Origin of the sequence: Curvibacter sp. CHRR-16, from assembly GCF_018474005.1 — a bacterium.
Taxonomy (GTDB): Bacteria; Pseudomonadota; Gammaproteobacteria; order Burkholderiales; family Burkholderiaceae_C; genus Allorhodoferax.
The window spans coordinates 71,007-90,249 of the sequence record NZ_JAHCSH010000006.1; the positions used below are offsets into that span (position 1 = coordinate 71,007).

At 58.3% G+C, this 19,243-nt stretch carries 17 protein-coding genes and 2 tRNA genes; 12 read left to right on the forward strand and 7 right to left on the reverse strand.

Features of this window, described 5'->3' with window-relative positions; translation table 11 throughout:
* The first annotated feature begins 185 nt into the window (after positions 1 to 185).
* From KIK84_RS13705 to KIK84_RS13720, 4 genes are read left to right on the forward strand one after another with little or no spacing between them, the layout of a single operon-like run.
* Entirely contained in the window at positions 186 to 1,013 is an 828-nt protein-coding gene (locus tag KIK84_RS13705) for a hypothetical protein (protein ID WP_214123669.1), read from the forward strand.
* Positions 1,014 to 1,015: 2 nt separating this feature from the next.
* The gene (locus KIK84_RS13710) at positions 1,016 to 1,261 is read left to right on the forward strand and encodes a hypothetical protein (protein ID WP_214123670.1); all 246 of its coding nucleotides are present in this window, start codon (positions 1,016 to 1,018) and stop codon (positions 1,259 to 1,261) included.
* Positions 1,258 to 1,914, forward strand: a complete 657-nt coding sequence (locus KIK84_RS13715) for a hypothetical protein (RefSeq protein WP_214123671.1) — start codon at positions 1,258 to 1,260, stop codon at positions 1,912 to 1,914. Before KIK84_RS13710 ends, KIK84_RS13715 begins: the two co-directional genes overlap by 4 nt.
* 16 nt (positions 1,915 to 1,930) lie before the next feature.
* Complete coding sequence (locus KIK84_RS13720; RefSeq protein ID WP_214123672.1) at positions 1,931 to 2,248, forward strand: hypothetical protein; 318 nt, start codon at positions 1,931 to 1,933, stop codon at positions 2,246 to 2,248.
* A 69-nt stretch (positions 2,249 to 2,317) separates the two neighbouring features.
* On the opposite strand, the gene KIK84_RS13725 is transcribed toward KIK84_RS13720, so the two are convergent.
* Positions 2,318 to 3,133 carry a uroporphyrinogen-III synthase gene (locus tag KIK84_RS13725; RefSeq protein ID WP_214123673.1) on the reverse strand — a complete coding sequence of 272 codons (816 nt, stop codon included), beginning with the start codon at positions 3,131 to 3,133 and terminating at the stop codon, positions 2,318 to 2,320.
* On the reverse strand, positions 3,118 to 4,059 hold the full coding sequence (gene hemC / locus KIK84_RS13730) for a hydroxymethylbilane synthase (RefSeq protein ID WP_214123674.1): 942 nt from the start codon (positions 4,057 to 4,059) through the stop codon (positions 3,118 to 3,120). Before hemC ends, KIK84_RS13725 begins: the two co-directional genes overlap by 16 nt.
* A gap of 78 nt (positions 4,060 to 4,137) precedes the next feature.
* Here hemC and ppc point away from each other — a divergent pair, with 78 nt between their 5' ends.
* Positions 4,138 to 6,972, forward strand: a complete 2,835-nt coding sequence (gene ppc / locus KIK84_RS13735) for a phosphoenolpyruvate carboxylase (RefSeq protein ID WP_214123675.1) — start codon at positions 4,138 to 4,140, stop codon at positions 6,970 to 6,972.
* Between the two features lie 68 nt (positions 6,973 to 7,040).
* Here ppc and KIK84_RS13740 read toward each other — a convergent pair whose 3' ends face one another.
* The 4 genes from KIK84_RS13740 to KIK84_RS13755 form a co-directional block, all read right to left on the reverse strand.
* Entirely contained in the window at positions 7,041 to 9,101 is a 2,061-nt protein-coding gene (locus tag KIK84_RS13740; protein ID WP_214123676.1) for a putative bifunctional diguanylate cyclase/phosphodiesterase, read from the reverse strand.
* Between the two features lie 74 nt (positions 9,102 to 9,175).
* Positions 9,176 to 9,973 carry a MipA/OmpV family protein gene (locus tag KIK84_RS13745; RefSeq protein WP_214123677.1) on the reverse strand — a complete coding sequence of 266 codons (798 nt, stop codon included), beginning with the start codon at positions 9,971 to 9,973 and terminating at the stop codon, positions 9,176 to 9,178.
* 10 nt (positions 9,974 to 9,983) lie between these two features.
* On the reverse strand, positions 9,984 to 10,793 hold the full coding sequence (locus KIK84_RS13750; protein ID WP_214123678.1) for a LytR/AlgR family response regulator transcription factor: 810 nt from the start codon (positions 10,791 to 10,793) through the stop codon (positions 9,984 to 9,986).
* A complete protein-coding gene (locus KIK84_RS13755; protein ID WP_250207986.1) occupies positions 10,790 to 11,866 on the reverse strand; it encodes a sensor histidine kinase in 1,077 nt (358 codons plus the stop codon). The genes KIK84_RS13750 and KIK84_RS13755 overlap by 4 nt, the downstream gene beginning before the upstream one ends.
* Here KIK84_RS13755 and argH point away from each other — a divergent pair.
* From argH to KIK84_RS13775, 4 genes are all read left to right on the forward strand, one after another.
* Positions 11,865 to 13,316 carry an argininosuccinate lyase gene (gene argH, locus KIK84_RS13760; protein WP_214123679.1) on the forward strand — a complete coding sequence of 484 codons (1,452 nt, stop codon included), beginning with the start codon at positions 11,865 to 11,867 and terminating at the stop codon, positions 13,314 to 13,316. The two genes, KIK84_RS13755 and argH, sit on opposite strands and share 2 nt — an antisense overlap.
* Before the next feature lie 35 nt (positions 13,317 to 13,351).
* Positions 13,352 to 14,485 (forward strand): alpha-hydroxy acid oxidase, encoded by a 1,134-nt coding sequence (locus KIK84_RS13765; protein WP_214123680.1) that lies wholly within the window; start codon positions 13,352 to 13,354, stop codon positions 14,483 to 14,485.
* Between the two features lie 35 nt (positions 14,486 to 14,520).
* Positions 14,521 to 15,693, forward strand: a complete 1,173-nt coding sequence (dinB, locus tag KIK84_RS13770) for a DNA polymerase IV (RefSeq protein WP_214123883.1) — start codon at positions 14,521 to 14,523, stop codon at positions 15,691 to 15,693.
* A gap of 160 nt (positions 15,694 to 15,853) precedes the next feature.
* Complete coding sequence (locus KIK84_RS13775) at positions 15,854 to 17,416, forward strand: methyl-accepting chemotaxis protein (RefSeq protein ID WP_214123681.1); 1,563 nt, start codon at positions 15,854 to 15,856, stop codon at positions 17,414 to 17,416.
* A gap of 6 nt (positions 17,417 to 17,422) precedes the next feature.
* Here the strand turns inward: KIK84_RS13775 and queF are convergent, their stop codons facing one another.
* Positions 17,423 to 18,286 carry an NADPH-dependent 7-cyano-7-deazaguanine reductase QueF gene (gene queF / locus KIK84_RS13780; RefSeq protein WP_214123682.1) on the reverse strand — a complete coding sequence of 288 codons (864 nt, stop codon included), beginning with the start codon at positions 18,284 to 18,286 and terminating at the stop codon, positions 17,423 to 17,425.
* Between the two features lie 112 nt (positions 18,287 to 18,398).
* On the opposite strand from queF, the gene KIK84_RS13785 reads away from it, so the two are divergent.
* The 3 genes from KIK84_RS13785 (at position 18,399) to KIK84_RS13795 (ending at position 19,198) form a co-directional block, all read left to right on the forward strand.
* A tRNA-Arg gene (locus KIK84_RS13785) sits at positions 18,399 to 18,475 on the forward strand.
* Between the two features lie 69 nt (positions 18,476 to 18,544).
* The gene (gene greB / locus KIK84_RS13790) at positions 18,545 to 19,102 is read left to right on the forward strand and encodes a transcription elongation factor GreB (RefSeq protein WP_214123683.1); all 558 of its coding nucleotides are present in this window, start codon (positions 18,545 to 18,547) and stop codon (positions 19,100 to 19,102) included.
* Positions 19,103 to 19,121: 19 nt separating this feature from the next.
* Positions 19,122 to 19,198, forward strand: a tRNA-Arg gene (locus KIK84_RS13795).
* Positions 19,199 to 19,243: the final 45 nt, after the last annotated feature.

The window sequence follows — 19,243 nt, forward strand, 5'->3', positions numbered from 1 at the left end:
GCTCGTACTCTTATAGTCTGTTGCAACAGCTTGTAAAGAGCTGCCGCAAGCGGGCTGAAGCTGTTGTCCAGTGTGGGGCGTTGAGTACCAAAGAGGATGGATATGAAACGAAGCAAACAAAAAACGACGCGCGGGCTTGCGCGGGCGATCAAGGCTGCAAACGACACGCAATGGAAGGACGCAGCATGAGTGCAATGAATCATCAAAACATCCCGGCGCTTAATGAGACTGGTGGGTCATCGACTGGCAGCGACCTTGCGAAAAAGCACTTTATGCACTCCAAAAAACTCGTGCTCATTGGATTGGTGTGCTTGAGCATGAGTGCCTGCGGCCCGAGCGAGAAGCAGAAGGCGGCGAACGCGGAGAGAGAGCGCATTGAGTGCCTAAACACGATATGTCAAGGCGATGTGCAGCCAGAGCGGGACTACACCAAGGATGAATTGCTCAAGCTCAACGGGCAGTGGTTTATTGGGCCGCAAGAGTATTTCACGAGTGGGAAAAATGGAGGGGGGTTTTATTGGCCAAGCAAGACTCCCTCATACCGTGGCGGGGACTATCCAGAAATGGGAGAAGACTTTTACCAAAAAGCCATCGAAATATTTCTCCGTGGCCGCGCAAGGTGGCCTGATCCCCAAGCCGTAACCCCATGGATTAACAAAGGCTGGGAGGGGAGATTTGAAGAGTTGCAGAAAAAAGGCTACCGAATTGAGCGGCAGCATCTGCGGCCAGATTTAGAACGTGTGCGCTTCTTTGACACGCAAGGAAAGTCCTATCGATCAGAGTTTTTCATAGCAACCAATGAAAAAAAACCTCTCGGCATGCACGTTCCGGGAATTGGTTGTGACGCACCAACCGGCAACCCAGTAATCGATGTGGATGCAGGGTGCACAGGAGGCTTTTTCTGGCAGCCTGAAATTTACGTTGATTTCCGACTCCATGCGAAACACGCCAGCGACTGGCCCGAGATCTACCAAGAAATCATCCGCGTTCTCTCCTTACTCAAGAAAGCATAACCATGACCACATTGACTACTGAACAACTAGCACAACTAAGCGTGATGCGTGCACAAGCGCAAGCCGATGCAGCTGCTGGCATCAAGTCCTACTACAAGATATATGCCCAAATTGCTGACTGGCTGGAAGCTGCTGGCACACCCCTAACCGATACCGCGTTGCGCTGGCTACGCGGGGCAACACAGGCCAATAAAGGTGAAGGTGCGATCAAAATCGCAAACGACACGCAATGGAAGGGGGCAGCATGATCACGATTCCACTGCTAATCATTTTCGCTCTCTATATTGCTTTGATGCTTTGGATCAGAAAGCGCTTTGATTCATCGCTTGCGCGCCGCGCAGTGGTGCTGGTTTTTGCATCACCCTTTATCTACTGGATCGGAACCTACCAGTACATGCACTACCGCCATGAGCAGGATTGCGCTCGCGAGGGCGGCTTGAAGGTGTTTGTTCAGCCTGAAAAGGTGGATCGGATTCAATTAGATCCGAAACACTTTAATGAGCCTACTGCGGAATGGCTTTTGAATCGCAACTACCCCAATCTCAAAGCCGTAGAGGCGTGGGATGGTACGTATGACGGAACTGGAACCTATGGCAGGAATGGCCATCTTTTCACATACACACTCGATCCTGCAACGACATCGCTCCCCGAAAAAGAGCGGAAATTCATCAAAACCCCCCTGACAAACCTCACAGATGGCCTATATGTCATCAGCAAGGTTCCAAAGTGGAGTCATGAAATCTCCAAAACCACGACAACCCTGTCGCGCAATGGGAGGTTATATGCCTCCGCAACTTGGTTCTATCACTACTGGTCAAACAACCAAGCTATGAATATCGGGTGGCAATGCTTTGAACGCGTAGATGAAACACAGCAACTAACGAGTCTTATTTTGAAATAATTTTGAAGGAATCAAAATGAACACAACCCAACTCAAAGAGTTTGTACAGCTTGGGCAAGCCGCCTATGCGGACTTTTCTGTACTCGAAGCGACAGTTGCGCTTCAGAAAGCCGCCAACGGCACCTTCGCGGCAGGAGAAGCAGATCAATTTCTTAGTCGCTACGGTGTTCTGGACCAATACACCGATCCTGGGATCAATGGCTTCAGCGCCACCGTGTTTCAGGACAAAGACAACCCCAACCGCGTCGTGCTGAGCTTTCGGGGAACGGAGTTCAAGGGTGACACATGGCACGACCTGTTTCTGAGTGATCTTCAAATTGGGTTTGATGGCTAGGAGTTGCAAACCACTTCATGTACAAGCTCACCGACTACCTAGCCGCATAGCCCGTGCAGTAGCACACAGTCATACCCCCTCCATCGCCCGCCACACCGCCTGCGGCAGCGGCTTGCTCACCACCACCTGCTGCCAGCCGCAGGCCAGCGCCTGCTGGGCTATGCGTTCGTGCGTGACGACGGCGCGGGCGGTGCCAGCGTGTTGGGCTACGGCCTTAGGCGGCAGCAGGTCGTGCAAATGGCGCAAGGCCTGCGAGCTGCTGAAGACCCACACACTCTGGCCATCGGCCAAGGCTTGCACGGCTTGCTCTTGCTGCGCGGCAGTCCACACCGGGGTGCTGCGCTCGTAGGCCACCACCCAATCCACGGTAGCGCCTGCGGCGTGCAGTTGCTGGGCCAACCAGTCGCGGCCGCTGCCTTGGGGTGTGGGGTTATCGCCTGCAGCGGGTTCGGCTACTTCGTCCTGCCCGCGCACGATGAGCACGCGCCAGCCGTGCTGTACCTGCCCCCCCACCAAGGCCCACAGGGCTTCGGAATCGAATTGCGCTGCCGTATCGGGCGGGCACACGATGCGGGATGCTCCCACACCGCACTCCAACAAGGCTTGGCGCGTGCCAGGCCCGGTAGACCATGCCATGCAGGGCCAAGGCTGTGGCGCGGCCAGCGCCCACAAGGCTTGTACGGCCATGCGGCTGACAAACATGACGGCGTGGTAGTGGCCTTGCTGCACACGCTCGGCACAGGCGCGCACCGTGGCTTGGGCGGCGGCATCGCGCACGGGGCACAGGGCTATCAAAGGCCACTGCTCCACCTGCAAGCCAGCTTGCTGGAACACGGGCAGCCACGCGGCAGACTGCCCGGCAGGGCGCGTCAGGATGACACGCATGCGCGCAAGTCCTGCCCCACAGCCTGGCCCAGCGCGATGGCTTGCTCCAGCGTCTGCACGGTGGCTTGGCCTTGCACGTGCAGCAGGGGGCGCTGGCCTTCGGTGTCACCCCAGGCGGCGCGCAAGTGCAGGGTAGTGCCTTGCCACACCGCGTAGGCGGCCAGCGGCACGGAGCAGGAGCCGCCCATCACGCGGCTGACGGTGCGCTCGGCAGCCACCGCCATCCACGTGGGCAGGTGGGCCAAGGGCTGCAGCACGGCCTGCACGTCGCTGCGGTGCTGGCAAATCTCAATGCCCAGCGCACCTTGCCCGGCGGCGGGCAGCATCTGTTCGGGCTCCATCACAGCGCGGATGCGCTCGGCCAGCCCCAAGCGCTTGAGGCCTGCAGCGGCCAAGACGATGCCGTCGTACTGGCCTTTGTCCAGTTTTCCCAAGCGGGTATCCAGGTTGCCGCGCAGGGGTTCGTAGCGCAAGTCGGGGCGCAGGGCGCGCAGCAAGGCGACGCGGCGCAGGCTCGATGTGCCCACCACCCCGCCCGCAGGCACATCGAACACGCTGGCGTATTGGTTGGAGACCCAGGCATCGCGCGGGTCTTCGCGCTCCATGACGCAGGCCAGCGCAAAACCCTCGGGCAGTTCCATGGGCACGTCTTTGAGGGAGTGCACGGCCAAGTCGGCACGGCCTTCTTGCAGGGCCACTTCCAGCTCTTTCACAAACAGGCCCTTGCCCCCCACTTTGGAGAGGGTGCGATCCAAAATTTGGTCGCCCTGCGTGGTCATGCCCAGCAGCTCCACGCCCAAGCCTTGCTGCTGCAGCAGAGCTTGCACATGGCGGGCTTGCCACAAGGCCAAACGGCTCTCGCGGGTGGCGATGGTCAGAGCAGCAGCCGCAGCCACTGGCGAAGAACTAGGAAGGGAAGTCGACACCTTGTACCTTGCTTGTAATAGGAAAACGCTCAGGCGATGCTAGCATGACCCTTTCCCCCTGAACCACGACCTAGCGCAATGAAACCCACCGCCAAACCAGCCCCCAAACCCGCCACAAAAGTGGCGAGCAAGAACAACGAACGCCCCTTGGTGGAGGACATCCGCCTCTTGGGGCGACTGTTGGGTGACGTGATCCGCGAGCAAGAAGGACAAGCCGCGTTTGACTTGGTGGAAAAGATCCGCACGCTGTCGGTGGCGTTTCGCCGCGATGCCGACCACGAAGCGGACAAAGCACTGAAAAAATTACTCAAAGGCCTGAGCGAAGACAAAACGGTGAGCGTGATTCGCGCCTTCACTTATTTCAGCCATTTGGCCAATTTGGCCGAAGACCGCCACCACATCCGCCGCCGCGACTACCACGAGCGGCTGGGCAACACCCAAGAAGGCAGCCTGGAGGTGGCGGTATCGCGCCTGCGCTGGGCCGGCATTCCGTCGGACACCATCACCCACACACTGGCCAACAGCTATGTGGCCCCAGTGCTCACCGCCCACCCCACCGAGGTGCAGCGCAAGAGCATATTGGACGCCGAGCGCGACATTGCCCGCCTGCTGACCGAGCGCGACGAGATTCGCCTGCGCAGCCAGCTGGTCACCACCACCAAAGACGCCCTCACCCCCAAAGAACTGGCGGCCAACGAAGCCCAACTGCGCGCCCGCGTGGTGCAACTGTGGCAAACCCGTTTGCTGCGCCTGACCAAGCTGACGGTAGCCGATGAGATTGAGAACGCGCTGAGCTACTACGAATCGACTTTCCTGCGCGAAATTCCACGCCTGTACGCCAACTTGGAAGCTTTGCTGGGCGACGTGCCCGTGGCCAGCTTTTTGCGCATGGGCCAATGGATTGGTGGCGACCGCGATGGCAACCCCAACGTGAGCGCCCAAACGCTGGAATACGCCCTGCGCCGCCAAAGCGAAGTGGCCCTGCGCCACTACCTGACCGAGCTGCACTACCTGGGTGGGGAGCTGTCCACCACCTTGCTGCTGGCCAGTTGCACACCCGAGATGCAAGCGCTGGCCGACAGCTCACCCGACCACAATGCCCACCGCGCCGACGAGCCCTACCGCCGCGCGCTCACCGGCATGTATTCGCGCTTGGCCGCCACGCTGCAACTGCTGACAGGCACTGAAGCCGCACGCCACGCCCTGCCACCGCAAAACCCTTACCACCTGCCCGAAGAGCTCTTGGCCGACTTGCGCACCATCGAGGCCTCGCTGGCACACAACCATGGCGCGGCCTTGGCCGATGAGCGCCTGCGCCCGCTGATCCGCGCCGTGGAGGTGTTTGGCTTTCATTTGGCTACGGTGGATTTGCGCCAAAGCTCGGACAAGCACGAAGAAGTGGTGCACGAATTGTTGGCCACAGCCCATGTGCATGCCAATTACAGCGGCTTGGACGAGATGGCCAAGCGCGAACTGCTGCTGGGCTTGCTCAACGATGCGCGCCCGCTGCGCGTGCCCGAGGCACCCTATAGCGAACACGCGGAGAAAGAATTGGCCATCTTTGCCATGGCCAAGACCCTGCGCCAGCGCTATGGCAAAGACGCTATTCGCCACTACATCATCAGCCACACCGAAACGGTGAGCGACTTGCTGGAAGTGGTGCTCTTGCAAAAAGAAGTGGGCTTGGTGCATGGAACCCTGAATAAGCAAGCCGTAGCAGACCTGATCGTGGTGCCGCTGTTTGAGACCATCGAAGACCTGCGCAACGCCGCGCCCATCATGCGCGACTTCTACGCCCTGCCCGGCGTGGTCGATCTGGTCAAGCGCAGCGGGGCCGAGCAGGACATCATGCTGGGCTATTCGGACAGCAACAAAGACGGCGGCATCTTCACCAGCAACTGGGAGCTGTACCGCGCCGAGATCGCGCTGGTGGAGCTGTTTGAGCAACTGCAAGCGCAGCACCACATCCAGCTGCGCATGTTCCACGGCCGGGGCGGCACAGTGGGCCGTGGCGGTGGCCCGAGCTACCAAGCCATTTTGGCCCAGCCACCCGGCACGGTGCGCGGGCAGATCCGCCTGACCGAGCAAGGTGAAGTGATTGGCTCCAAATACGCCAACCCCGAGATTGGCCGCCGCAATCTGGAAACCTTGGTAGCCGCCACGCTGGAAGCCACGCTGTTGCAGCCCACCAAGCCAGCCACCAAGGCGTTTTTGCAAGCCGCTGCCGAGCTGTCGCAAGCCAGCATGGATGCCTACCGCCAACTGGTGTACGAAACACCGGGCTTTACCGAGTATTTCTTCAGCGCCACGCCGCTGCGCGAGATTGCTGAGCTCAACATCGGCTCACGCCCTGCATCGCGCAAAGCCAGCCAGCGCATCGAAGACCTGCGCGCCATTCCCTGGGGGTTTAGCTGGGGCCAATGCCGCCTGACACTACCCGGCTGGTTGGGTTTCGGTTCGGGGGTGCAGCACTTCATCCACGCCGCAGGGCCTGACAAGGTGGATGCTCGCATCGCCTTGCTCAAGAAAATGTACAAGCAGTGGCCGTTTTTCCGCACCCTGCTCTCCAACATGGACATGGTGCTGGCCAAGAGCGATTTGGCACTGGCCTCGCGCTACGCCGAACTGGTAGAAGACGCCAAGCTGCGCAAGCGGATTTTTGCCGCCATCGAAGTGGAATGGCATGCCACGGCACAGGCACTGGAGCAAATCACGGGGGAGAAACACCGCCTGTCCAACAACGCGTCCTTGGCCCGGTCGATTGCGCACCGTTTCCCCTACATCGACCCGCTGCACCACTTGCAGGTGGAGCTGATTCGCCGCTACCGGGCCGGCCAAACCGACGAGCGCGGTCGCCGGGGTATCCACATCAGCATCAACGGCATTTCGGCTGGGCTGCGCAATACGGGTTGATGGACCTTGATCCGCAGTGCTGCCCCTAGAGGGCAGCACTGTTTGCTTGGCTTGTTAACCCACAGCTTCTACGCCGTTTTGCGGATGAACTCCAGAAACTCATCTGGCAGCATTGGCTTGGCAAAAAAGTAACCTTGGGCAAAGTCGCAGTCCGCTTCCACCAGAAGGTCTCGTTGCACTGAGTTTTCTATGCCCTCGGCGATGATTTGTATGCCCAACTCATGGCCCATGCGGATAATGGCCTTGCACAAGGTTTCCGTCTTTGAGCCAGGACGCAACTCGCGCATGAAGGACTGGTCTATTTTCAAGAAATCAATGTCGTAGCGGTGCAAGTAAGACAGTGATGAATACCCGGTGCCAAAATCATCCAATGACAGGCGCAAGCCCGATTGGCGCGTAGTCTGCAACTGCTGCCGAACCCATTCGGAAGCATCCAACAGCAAGCCTTCGGTAATTTCGACGACGATGGCATCGGGCGCCAGATTAATGGAGTGCAAGTACTCCACCCAATCCGCGCCCTGAGGGACCTTGCGTTGAAACTGGAGCGGTGATTTGTTGACCGAAATCTGCATCAATGGATCAACCTCACTGCGCCACTGGCGAACCGTTTGCGCAGCCGTGCGAAAAACCCATTCGCCAATCTCCTCAATCAAACCGATGGACTCAGCCAAGGGGATGAATTCACTGGGAGGGATCGCCCCTTGCTGCGGATGATTCCATCGGATCAACGCTTCTGCCTTATGAATAGCCCCAGACCGAAGATCCACGATGGGCTGGTAAACCAAGTGAAATTGCTGCTCGCGAACCGCGATATGCAGGTCATGGGCCATGCGCAAGCGATTGCTGGAACGCTCCTGCAAGGCCTGCGTAAAAAAGCAAAAGCGGTTTCTTCCTTGCTCTTTGGCCTCGTACATCGCCTGATCCGACAATTTCAGCAATTCATCGAAAGACTCTCCGTTCTGCGGATACAAGGTCACACCGACGCTAACCGAAACAAAAATGCACTGACCACTCAAATCGAAAGCATCGTCCATGCAACTGACGATTTTATGGACGATGTCCCCTACATAGGTGTCGGACACTTGGTCAGTCAGGATGATGGCGAACTCATCACCCCCCATGCGCGCCAAAGTGTCCGATGCACGCAAGCAAGCACCAATGCGCTTGGATGCAGCGACCAGCAACTGGTCACCCACGGCATGCCCCAAGTTGTCGTTGACTTCCTTGAAGTGATCCAAATCCAGTATGAGCAATGCCAGTCCATGGCCACTGCGCTTATGGCTCTTGACCGCCTGCTCCCAGCGGTCTCGCAGCATGCGGCGATTGGGCAATCCGGTGAGGGCGTCAAAGTTGGCCTGCTGCCAAATAAGGGCTTCGGCTTTCTTGTGTTCGGTAATGTCGTGGGCAACGCCGTAGATGCCGATTGTCTTTCCCGTGGCATCACGAAGCGGCATCTTCATAGAGACATTCCAGGCCTCGGTGCCATCGTTCCAGACTTCGTGATGGAGCTGATTGAATATCGGTGTACCGGTGCGCATGATTTCCAATTCTTCGCGGCGCGTTTGCGCGGCGTGCTCTGCCGAGTAGAAATCTGCATCCGATTTGCCAACCGCTTGCTCCGGGCGATCCAAACCATAGCGTTTGGCCAAGCTGGCGTTGATGCGTATAAAGCGACTCTTGAGGTCCTTGAAAAAGATCTGATCGGGCACGCTGTCCATCATGGAGTGCATCAAATCGCGCTCGTATTGGGTCGCCATGTCCTGCAAGTATTTGCCCGTGACATCCCGCCACTGCGACACGATTCCAGTGCAGCTACCCAAGGGCATGAAACGATAGGCAATGCGCTCCAGCCAACGCCCATCCTTGAGTTTGAAGTAGCGCGACTTGGGCTCATCCAGACCGAGCTTGAGAAGACGCAACGCAAACGCATCCTCCTGCGGATTGGCCAGCAAATCGGCCTGGTATGCAAAGCGCTCACTGGGGGTCATCCCATAGGCACTTTGCTCGGTAAACCCCCATATCTCCAAGTAGTGCTGGTTCACAAATTGCAAAACATAGGCATCGTTCATCAGCGCAATTCCATCTGGATGGGATCGCAACAGTTGTTCTGCCCAATGGTGTTCTTGCATGCGGACCTCCTTGGGGGGGCACTTTGGTTAGGCTAACAACATCCTAACCCAACAGATCCCATCTTGAATTCCCCCTAAAAGCGGTGCATGTACACCACGGAAATGCGCTCGTAGCGTTGTTTGTCCACCAGCGGACTATCGGCCATGGATTGGCCTAGCTGGTGCATTTGGTAGTCCACCATGAAACCGTCGTTGCGCGACACGGGCATGATGGCATTGAGCCCCACCCACGATGCGGTGGCAGCGCCAGGCGTGTACACCGGGCGGCTGGCACTGGCCTCGTCTGCCCGTACACCGTAGTAATAGTTCACGTAGTCGTTGCTGAGCCAGCGCACATGAACCGAGGGGGTAAGCTGCAAATAGCCAATGCGAAACGGTTTGGCGTAGCCCATGCGCACTTGGTAACCGTTGCCGTTGTGGGCTGCATCGGTCTCTATCGTGGCGGTGACTTGGCCCCAGTCGTTCTTGTAACGCACCGAGGGGCCAGCCCACCAACCAGGCTCACGTTTGCTGGTGCCATCGAGCACGGTAGCGGTGGCATTGTCATGGGCTTCAACATTGATCCAGCCCACATGCACGCTCCAGCGCCAGTCGCCATCGTGCAGGAAGTGGTAGCTGGCATTGGTGGTGGTTACATCCAGCGTTTTGCTGCGGTAGTGGATGAAGGGGAAACCTCGCTCCAAGTTGTTACCACTCTCACCTTTGAACACGGATGAGCGTTTGGTGTAGCCGACACCCAGTAAAAAGAACTCGGCCGTGGGGTCTGGAACACTGGTTTGCGGCTCGTTACCAGCAGGGCTACTAGGTGCCGAAGGCGTCTGGGCGTGTGCGGCAGCCGCAACAACGCAGCACAGCAAAGGCAAAAACTTCATACAAACTTGATTAAGACAAGCCCACGTCGTGGCGCTGTTGAAGCAGTTCACGCACTTGGGGCAACTGGCGACGGGAAACCGCCAGTATCGCATTCAAACCGCGCAAACGAAGTCCCCAAGTGTCTTCACCGATGGCTGGGTCTTGGCGACTGGCCTCTATCCAATCGCGGCTCCCTGGGCGCAGCAAAGCATCGACCGCTTGACGAGCCACCAAGGCATTGCGGTGGATGCGCAAGAACCGTTCACCATAGTGCTGCTCCAACTCCTGCAAGGATGCATCCAGGATGTACTCACGCTGGGCGGTGACGACGGTGATGTATTTGAGCTCGGCCTTGAAGTACAGCACCTGCGACAAGGGCACCAACTCTATCCCTTGTCGAGTCGGTATATGCAAATACTCTTCTACAGGAGAATCGGGCTGCAGAGCTTGCTGGACGGGCTGTACGCGCTCTACTTTTTGTAGCGCCGCCTGCAAACGCTCTAGGCGCACAGGTTTGGTCAAGTAGTCCACGGCCTCAATGTCAAAGGCGCGCACCGCATGCTGGGCATGGGCCGTGACAAAGATCACCGCCGGGCTGGGCTGGCCGTTGGCGCGTTGCAGGTGCAACAGCTCTGCCAAGCGCATGCCGTCACCACCGGGCATGGCAATGTCGAGCAAGAGCAAGTCCACGGGCTGCTGCTCCAACACGTTGAGCACATCCATGACGCTGGCCGCTTCGGCCACGATCTGCATGGCAGGCTGGGCAATGTCCCCCAAGAGCACGCGCAAGCGGTTGCGCGCCAGTGCTTCATCATCGGCAATCAGTACACGCAAGCTCATAGCGGGAACTCCAAGCGCACTTCATAAATGCCATCACGCAAGCGACTGCGAAAGTGGGCCTGCACATCGTGCAGCAGGGTTAAGCGCTCTTGCACATTGCGCAGGGCCAAACCATGGCCTGGTTTACCTGGCCCCGCTGGAACGCTGTTGCGTACTTTGAGCACCACCGAACCACCGCGCACACGGGTTGAAATTTCTACCTGTGCGCCCTGCAAGCTGGGTTCAACGCCGTGGGTGATGGCGTTTTCGACCAAAGGCTGCAGCAGCAAAGGGGGTACTTTGGCTGCATTGGCCGCTGGATCCAAATTCCAGCGCAGTTGCAAGCGCGCCCCAAAGCGGATGTGTTCAATGGACAAGTAGCGCTCTGCCAGCTCAATCTCTTGCGCCAAGGGCACACTGCTGTCGCTGTCTGCCAAAGCTTGGCGAAACAAGTCACTCAAGTCTTCCAGCAGCCGTTCGGCTTGCGCGGGTTCAGCGCGCACCAAGGCGATGGCGCTGTTCAAGGTATTGAACAAAAAATGGGGCCGTATGCGGGCTTGCAAACCAGCCAAACGGGCAGCCGTGTCAGCAGGCTGGCGGGCCTTGCTGCGCCAGACTTGCAATTGCCACAGCCCCAATGCCAGCAAAGCCCCAGCAGCAGCTACAGCCGGTACGTTGGGCTGTAGCTGCGCATCCATCCACGCCAACAGCACCACTGCCAGCATGGCGCACACCGCACCTAAAGCGGCCATAGCACTGCCTTGCAGCCATTCAGACCAATGCGCCATGGGTTTGCTGGCAGCACATGCCAGCAACAGCCACAGCAAGGTTGCAGGCAAGCTTGTGCCTGTGAGAAATGCCCACTGCGGCACCCACAATTCCCAATGAACGTAGACAATGGCACACACCACCGCCAAGGTGACATGCACCAACACCACGCTGCGCAAAACCACACCCAAATCGCAGCCACTGAAGTGATGCACAGGCACGGGTGCTTCGTCCAGCACAGACCAACCTGTCAGGTCTGCGCGCTGGGTCGATAGAATTTCACTGTCTTTCATGGCCATAGCGCCCATTTTCCCCGAGCCTTTCATGTCCCACAATCAATTCGACAACAAGTCCCAAGCCTGGTCTGCTCTCTTCTCTGAACCGATGAGCGAGCTTGTGAAACGGTACACCGCCAGTGTGTTTTTTGACAAACGACTGTGGCAAGCCGACATCACAGGCAGTTTGGCGCACGCGGAAATGCTGGCAGCGCAAGGCATCATCGCGGCCACAGACTACGCCGCCATCCAAAAAGGCATGACACAAATTTGGAGCGAGATAGAGGCTGGCGCTTTCGAGTGGAAGCTGGACTTGGAAGACGTGCACCTGAACATCGAAGCCCGCCTGACCCAGCTGGTGGGCGATGCGGGCAAGCGCCTGCACACGGGCCGCAGCCGCAATGACCAAGTGGCCACCGACGTGCGCTTGTGGCTGCGCAGCGAGATCGACCTGATTGGCGGCTTGTTGACCGACTTGCAACGCGCCTTGGTGGATGTGGCCGAGCAGAACGTGGACGTGATCCTGCCCGGCTTTACCCACCTGCAAGTGGCCCAACCCGTGAGCTTTGCCCACCACCTGCTGGCCTATGTGGAAATGTTCAGCCGTGACGCCGAGCGCTTTGCCGACGTGCGCCGCCGCACCAACCGCCTGCCGCTGGGCAGCGCCGCCTTGGCCGGCACCACCTACCCGCTGGATCGCGAGCGCGTAGCCCGCACTCTGGGCATGGTGGACGATGCAGGCCAGCCCCAAGTGAGCCAAAACAGCCTGGACGGCGTGAGCGACCGCGACTTTGCCATCGAGTTCACCGCCGCTGCCAGCCTGACCATGGTGCACATCAGCCGCTTGTCGGAAGAACTGATTTTGTGGATGAGCCAGAACTTCGCGTTTGTGAAGATTGCCGACCGCTTCACCACCGGCAGCTCCATCATGCCGCAGAAGAAAAACCCCGACGTGCCCGAACTGGCCCGCGGCAAAACCGGCCGTGTGGTGGGCCACTTGATGGGCCTGATCACTCTGATGAAAGGCCAGCCACTGGCCTACAACAAAGACAACCAAGAAGACAAAGAGCCGCTGTTTGACACCGTGGACACGCTCAAAGACACGCTGCGCATCTTTGCCGAGATGATCGGCGGCCAAGTCAACCCGGCTACGGGCGAAAAGAGCGGCGGCATCACCGTCAACGCAGCGGCCATGCGCGCTGCAGCGCAAAAAGGCTTTGCCACCGCCACCGACTTGGCCGACTACTTGGTGAAAAAAGGCCTGCCCTTCCGCGATGCGCACGAGACCGTGGCCCATGCGGTGAAAGTAGCCAGCGACCGGGGCGTGGACTTGAGCGAACTGCCGCTGGATGTACTGCAGCAATTCAACCCCCACATTGCCGATGACGTGTACCAAGTGCTGAGCTTGGAGGGCAGCCTCAACGCCCGCAACGTGATTGGCGGCACAGCCCCCGTACAGGTGCGCCAGCAAATCACGCGGCACCGCCAACGCCTGGGCTAAGCAACGCAAAAAACACCCATAACGAGGAGACTTGCATGCCCGTGATCACCAACATCGAAGACCTGCGCGTACTGGCCCACAAGCGGGTGCCGCGCATGTTTTACGACTACGCCGACTCCGGCTCGTGGACTGAAGGCACTTACCGCGCCAACAGCAGCGACTTTGCCCGCATCCAGCTGCGCCAGCGCGTGGCCGTGGACATGAGCAACCGCAGCACCGCCACCACCATGGTGGGCCAGCCTGTGGCCATGCCCGTGGCATTGGCTCCCGTGGGGCTGACGGGCATGCAGCACGCTGACGGCGAGATACTGGCCGCCAAAGCCGCACGCGACTTTGGCGTGCCCTTCACCCTGTCCACCATGAGCATTTGCTCCATCGAGGACATTGCCGAACACACGGGCGCGCCGTTTTGGTTCCAGCTCTACATGATGCGCGACCGCCAGGCCATGGCGCAGATGATCGAGCGCGCCCGCGCCGCCCGCTGCAGTGCCTTGGTGCTCACGCTCGATTTGCAGGTGATTGGCCAGCGCCACAAAGACCTGAAAAATGGCCTGACAGCCCCCCCCAAGCCCACGGTGCGCAACCTCCTCAACCTGATGACCAAACCGCGCTGGTGCTGGGGCATGGCCCAGACCAAGCGCCACTGCTTTGGCAACTTGGTGGGCCACGTCAAGGGCGTGAGCGACATGCGCTCCCTCTCGGCTTGGACCAACGAGCAGTTTGACCCCACCCTGTCGTGGGCCGATGTGGCGTGGGTGAAAGAGCGCTGGGGCGGCAAACTCATTCTCAAAGGCATCATGGAAACGGTGGACGCCGAACTGGCTGCCCAGCATGGTGCCGATGCCATCGTGGTCAGCAACCATGGCGGCCGCCAGTTGGATGGCGCACCCAGCAGCATCGCGGTGCTGCCCGAAATCGTGCAAGCCGTGGGCGGCAAAACCGAAATTTGGCTCGACAGTGGCATCCGCAGTGGGCAAGACGTGCTCAAAGCCCGCGCCTTGGGCGCTCAGGGCGTGATGATTGGCCGCGCTTTTGTCTATGGCTTAGGTGCCATGGGGCAAGCAGGCGTCACCAAGGCTTTGCAAATCATCCACAAGGAGCTGGATGTGACCATGGCTTTTTGCGGCAAAACCCGCATCGACGATGTGGATGGATCCATCTTGCGGTGACTGAGCCGCTGCCACGCCGCATAGCGCATCTGGACATGGATGCGTTTTACGCGTCCGTCGAGTTGCTGCGCTACCCGCAGCTCAAAGGGCTGCCGGTGGTCATTGGTGGTGGCAGGCGCTCTGCTGACGACGCCCTGAGTAGCGCCTATCCCACAGGCCAAGAAAACCGCATTCCACTGGCAGCCTTTCCGCGCTTGCGCGACTACACAGGGCGTGGCGTCATCACCACGGCCACCTACGCAGCACGCCAGTTTGGTGTGGGGTCGGCCATGGGGCTGATGAAAGCAGCCAAGCTGTGCCCCGATGCCGTCTTGCTGCCGGTGGACTTCCCGCGCTACCGCCACTACTCGCAGCGCTTCAAAGCCATCATCACCGACATAGCACCGTTGATGGAAAACCGGGGCGTGGACGAGGTGTATATCGACTTCACCCACGTGCCCGGCGGACAGCGCGAAGGCGGGCGGGTGCTGGCCCGCCTGCTGCAAAAGTCGATTGCAGACGACACGGGCCTGACCTGCTCGATTGGCGTTGCGCCCAACAAGCTGTTGGCCAAAATGGCCAGCGAGTTCAACAAGCCCAACGGCATCGCCATCGTGCACGAAGCCGACATACCGACCCTGGTCTGGCCCCTGCCCTGCCGCAAGATCAACGGTATTGGCCCCAAAGCCGATACCAAGTTGCAGCAACTGGGCATCCACACCATTGGCGAGTTGGCCCGGCGCGATGTCGCCGAACTCATGGAGCACTTTGGGCGCAAAACGGGCTATTGGCTGCACCAAGCAGCGCATGGGCAAGATGACAGCCCGGTGGTGACGCACAGCGAGCCGGTTTCTCTGAGCCGGGAAACATCATTCGAGCGCGATTTGCATCCGCGCCAAGACCGGGCCGAGTTGAGCAGCATCCTCATTGCCTTGTGCGAGCAACTGGCCCATGACGCCGAGCGCAAAGGTTACGCCGGACGAACCGTTGGCATTAAAGTCAAATACACCGACTTCACCGTGGTAACACGCGACGTTACCCATGTGAATACCGTTGCTAGCAGCACTGAATTGCTGCACTGGGCCAGACAGTGCCTGAAGCGCGTTCCGTTGGAGCGCAAATTGCGGCTATTGGGCGTGCGCTTGGGCAATTTGGTATCCAAAGAAGCACCTGCAGCCATCGACCTGTTCGCAAGCAACGGGAATAGCCAATCATCCCCCCTTGCATAGCCGCTTTTGCTGGTACAAACCCTGTTGGCTATATCACTGATATACGATATCGTTATTGACCCCTGTCAAAAACTGTTTTCTTACAGATTTCAACACCTGCTAACCCAATGTTAGGCGTTCTTCGTTAGCCTATTTTTATCCACATGCACAGGAGCGTTTGATGCGCCAAAACTTGCCTGTTACCCAACAGGAGTACAACTATTCCGATGGGGCGATGCTGGTGTCCATGACGGATACACAGGGTCGCATCACCCATTGCAACCCCTCATTCGTGGAAACCAGTGGCTTTGAGATGCAAGAACTCATTGGTCAACCGCACAACATGATTCGCCACCCCGACATGCCCGAACAGGCGTTCAAAGACATGTGGCGCACCATTGGCAGCGGTTCGCCATGGACGGGTTTGGTCAAAAATCGCCGCCAGAATGGCGACCACTACTGGGTGCGAGCCAATGTCACCCCGCTCATGAAAGACGGTAAGCCACAGGGCTACATGTCAGTGCGCACCAAACCCAGCCGCAACGAAGTGCAAGCTGCCGAGCAGTTGTACGCCCAAATGCGTACCGAAAAAGAACGCGGCGTGGAAACCATGTACTTGCAAGCTGGCAAATTGCACTACCACGGTCTGCGCAAATTCTGGGGCTGGATACAGTTCAAGAGCATCAACCAGCGCATCACACTGGCTTTGCTGGCCATGATTGCGCTGGGCTGCGTTCCTGACTTACTGGGAATGAGCGGATCGAGTGGCTTTGCTGCGCAACTGATCTGCTTGTTGCTGGGTGCTGGCGCAGTGGTCTATACCTTGTACAGCAGTTTTTCCTCGGCCATGGACGATGCACAACGCTTTGCCAGCGCGATATCCAGTTGCAACTTAACACTAGCCCCGCTGAGCGACGACTACCCAGAACCCGTATCGTCTTTGGTACAAGTGCTTAACCAAACCCAGATCAACCTGCGCGCCGTGCTGGCCGATGTACGCACCAGTGTGCATTCGTTTGGAGACACCACCAATGAAATTGCCTCGGGCGGCATGGATTTGGCCAATCGCACATCAGCCCAAGCGATCAGTTTGGATAAAACCAGCAACGCCATGGGCGAGTTGTCCAACAACGTGCAGCACACCGTCGCAACGGCTGAGAACGTTGCGGTGAGTAGCCAACAATCTATTCTCAGTGCACAAGACGGATCGCATGCGGTGGCGGAAGTAGCACGCAATATGCAACAAATTGACCAAGCATCCAACCGCATGCGCGACATCATTGGCGTGATCGAAGGTATCGCTTTTCAAACCAATATCTTGGCCCTCAATGCCGCCGTGGAAGCGGCCCGTGCAGGGGAGCAAGGGCGTGGTTTCGCGGTGGTGGCCAGTGAGGTGCGTGCACTGGCGCAGCGCAGCGCCAGTTCAGCCAAAGAGATTCGGGATTTGATCGCCCAAACGGCGGACCAAATCTCGGTGGAATACAAGCAAATGGTGGAAGCCGGTCAGAAGATTGATGCACTGGTCGCATCCGTCAGCACCGTGGGCAACATGATTCAGGACATCATTGGCGCGAACCGCGAGCAAGCCGATGGCATTGCTACTGTGAATGCATCGATTGGGGAACTCGATTCGGTAACGCAACAGAACGCAGCGTTGGCCGAAGAGTCTGCAGCGGCCATTGCCGCCTTGCGCAACAACGCGCAAGCCATCATGAGTTCACTGCAGGTCTTCACCATGCGCTAAGGCCATTTACTGCCGTGCCAAGCGCACATTGGGCGGCAGTGCTTGCGGGTGGCTGGTGCGCCATGGATTGATGTCCAAACCACCACGCCGGGTATAGCGTGCATACACACTCAGCTTGATAGGCTGGCAGCGTGCCCAGATGTCCATGAAGATGCGCTCCACACACTGCTCGTGGAACTCATTGTGGTTGCGAAAACTCACGATGTACTGCAGCAAGCCTTCATGCGCTATCGGATGGCCCGTGTAGGCAATTTGCACACTGCCCCAGTCCGGCTGGGCTGTCACCAAACAATTGCTCTTGAGCAAATCACTGGTCAGCACTTCGCTTATGGGGGCTTGCGCGGTATCTGCCTGCAGCAAATGGGGTGCCGGTTGGTAGTGGGTGCACTCGACATCCAAGCGATCCAAGCTCAGGCCATCGAGCGTTTGCACTGTTTCACCCACAAATCCATCGGCAGGCAACAACCGCACCCCCACCGTGGCGGTTTTGTCCGCACCACGCCAAGCGGCTTCACTGATGTCCTTGCGCAGCATCTCTTGCACTGTCTGGGCATCTGGCAAACGGGTATTGTTAAAACTATTGAGGTAGAGTTTGAAGGACTTGCTCTCGATGATGTTGGGAGTCTCTGCTGGAATGGTGAAATGCACCAATGCCACTTGCGGTTTGCCGCGCATATTGAGCCAGCTCACTTCAAACGCAGTCCACAAATCAGCCCCGATGAATGGAGCTTGTCCAGCAATGCCGATTTCACTGCGCTTGGTTTGGCGCGCAATCGGAAACAACAAAGAAGGCGTGTACTGATCGATGTACTCGCTGCGCTGGCCCAGTTGGGACGCTTCGGGCGAATTTGCCAGGGGGGGGTGGTTCATGGGTGTATTGCTGTGCATGGCGCCATCGTAGCGTGCTGTGACACGTACTTTTTGGCAAAAAAATGGCTTTTGTGGCATGCACCCGCGAAAGCTTGCTACAATAACTGCTTTCGCGGCTGTAGCTCAGCTGGATAGAGTACTTGGCTACGAACCAAGGGGTCGTGGGTTCGATTCCTGCCAGCCGCACCAAACGATGCCCCTCAGATAGCAATATCTGAGGGGTTTTTCGTTTGTGCCTGCGATGATGGAGATGGACGCATGAGCAAAGCATTCACCAAAGAATCCGACGACCAAGATGACGACGATCTGGCACTGCCCGCCCTGCCTGCAGGCGGCAAAAACTACATCACCCCCGCAGGCTACGCTCGTCTGCGCGGCGAGTTGCTGGAACTGATTGACCAAGAGCGCCCCAAGATCGTGGACATCGTGCATTGGGCGGCCAGCAATGGCGATCGGTCTGAGAACGGTGACTACCTGTATGGCAAAAAACGCCTGCGCGAGATAGACCGCCGCATTCGCTTCCTGACCAAACGCTTGGAAATTGCCGAGGTGGTGGATCCGAGTGTGCACTATGGCAAAGAGCAAATCTTTTTCGGCGCAAGCGTTAGCTACTTGGAAGACGGTGAAACCGAGCGCTGCATCACCATCAAAGGCATAGACGAGGCCAATAGCGCAGCGGGCGAAGTGAGCTGGATTGCCCCCATTGCCCGCACCCTGCTCAAAGCACGCGAAGGCGACGTGCTCAAGCTGGTGATGCCCGAGCGCACCCTGGAAATTGAGGTGCTGAGCGTGCAATATCCATCCCCGCCAAATTAGCGCTATAATCGAAGGCTTCGCGGCTGTAGCTCAGCTGGATAGAGTACTTGGCTACGAACCAAGGGGTCGTGGGTTCGATTCCTGCCAGCCGCACCAAACGATGCCCCTCAGATAGCAATATCTGAGGGGTTTTTCGTTTCT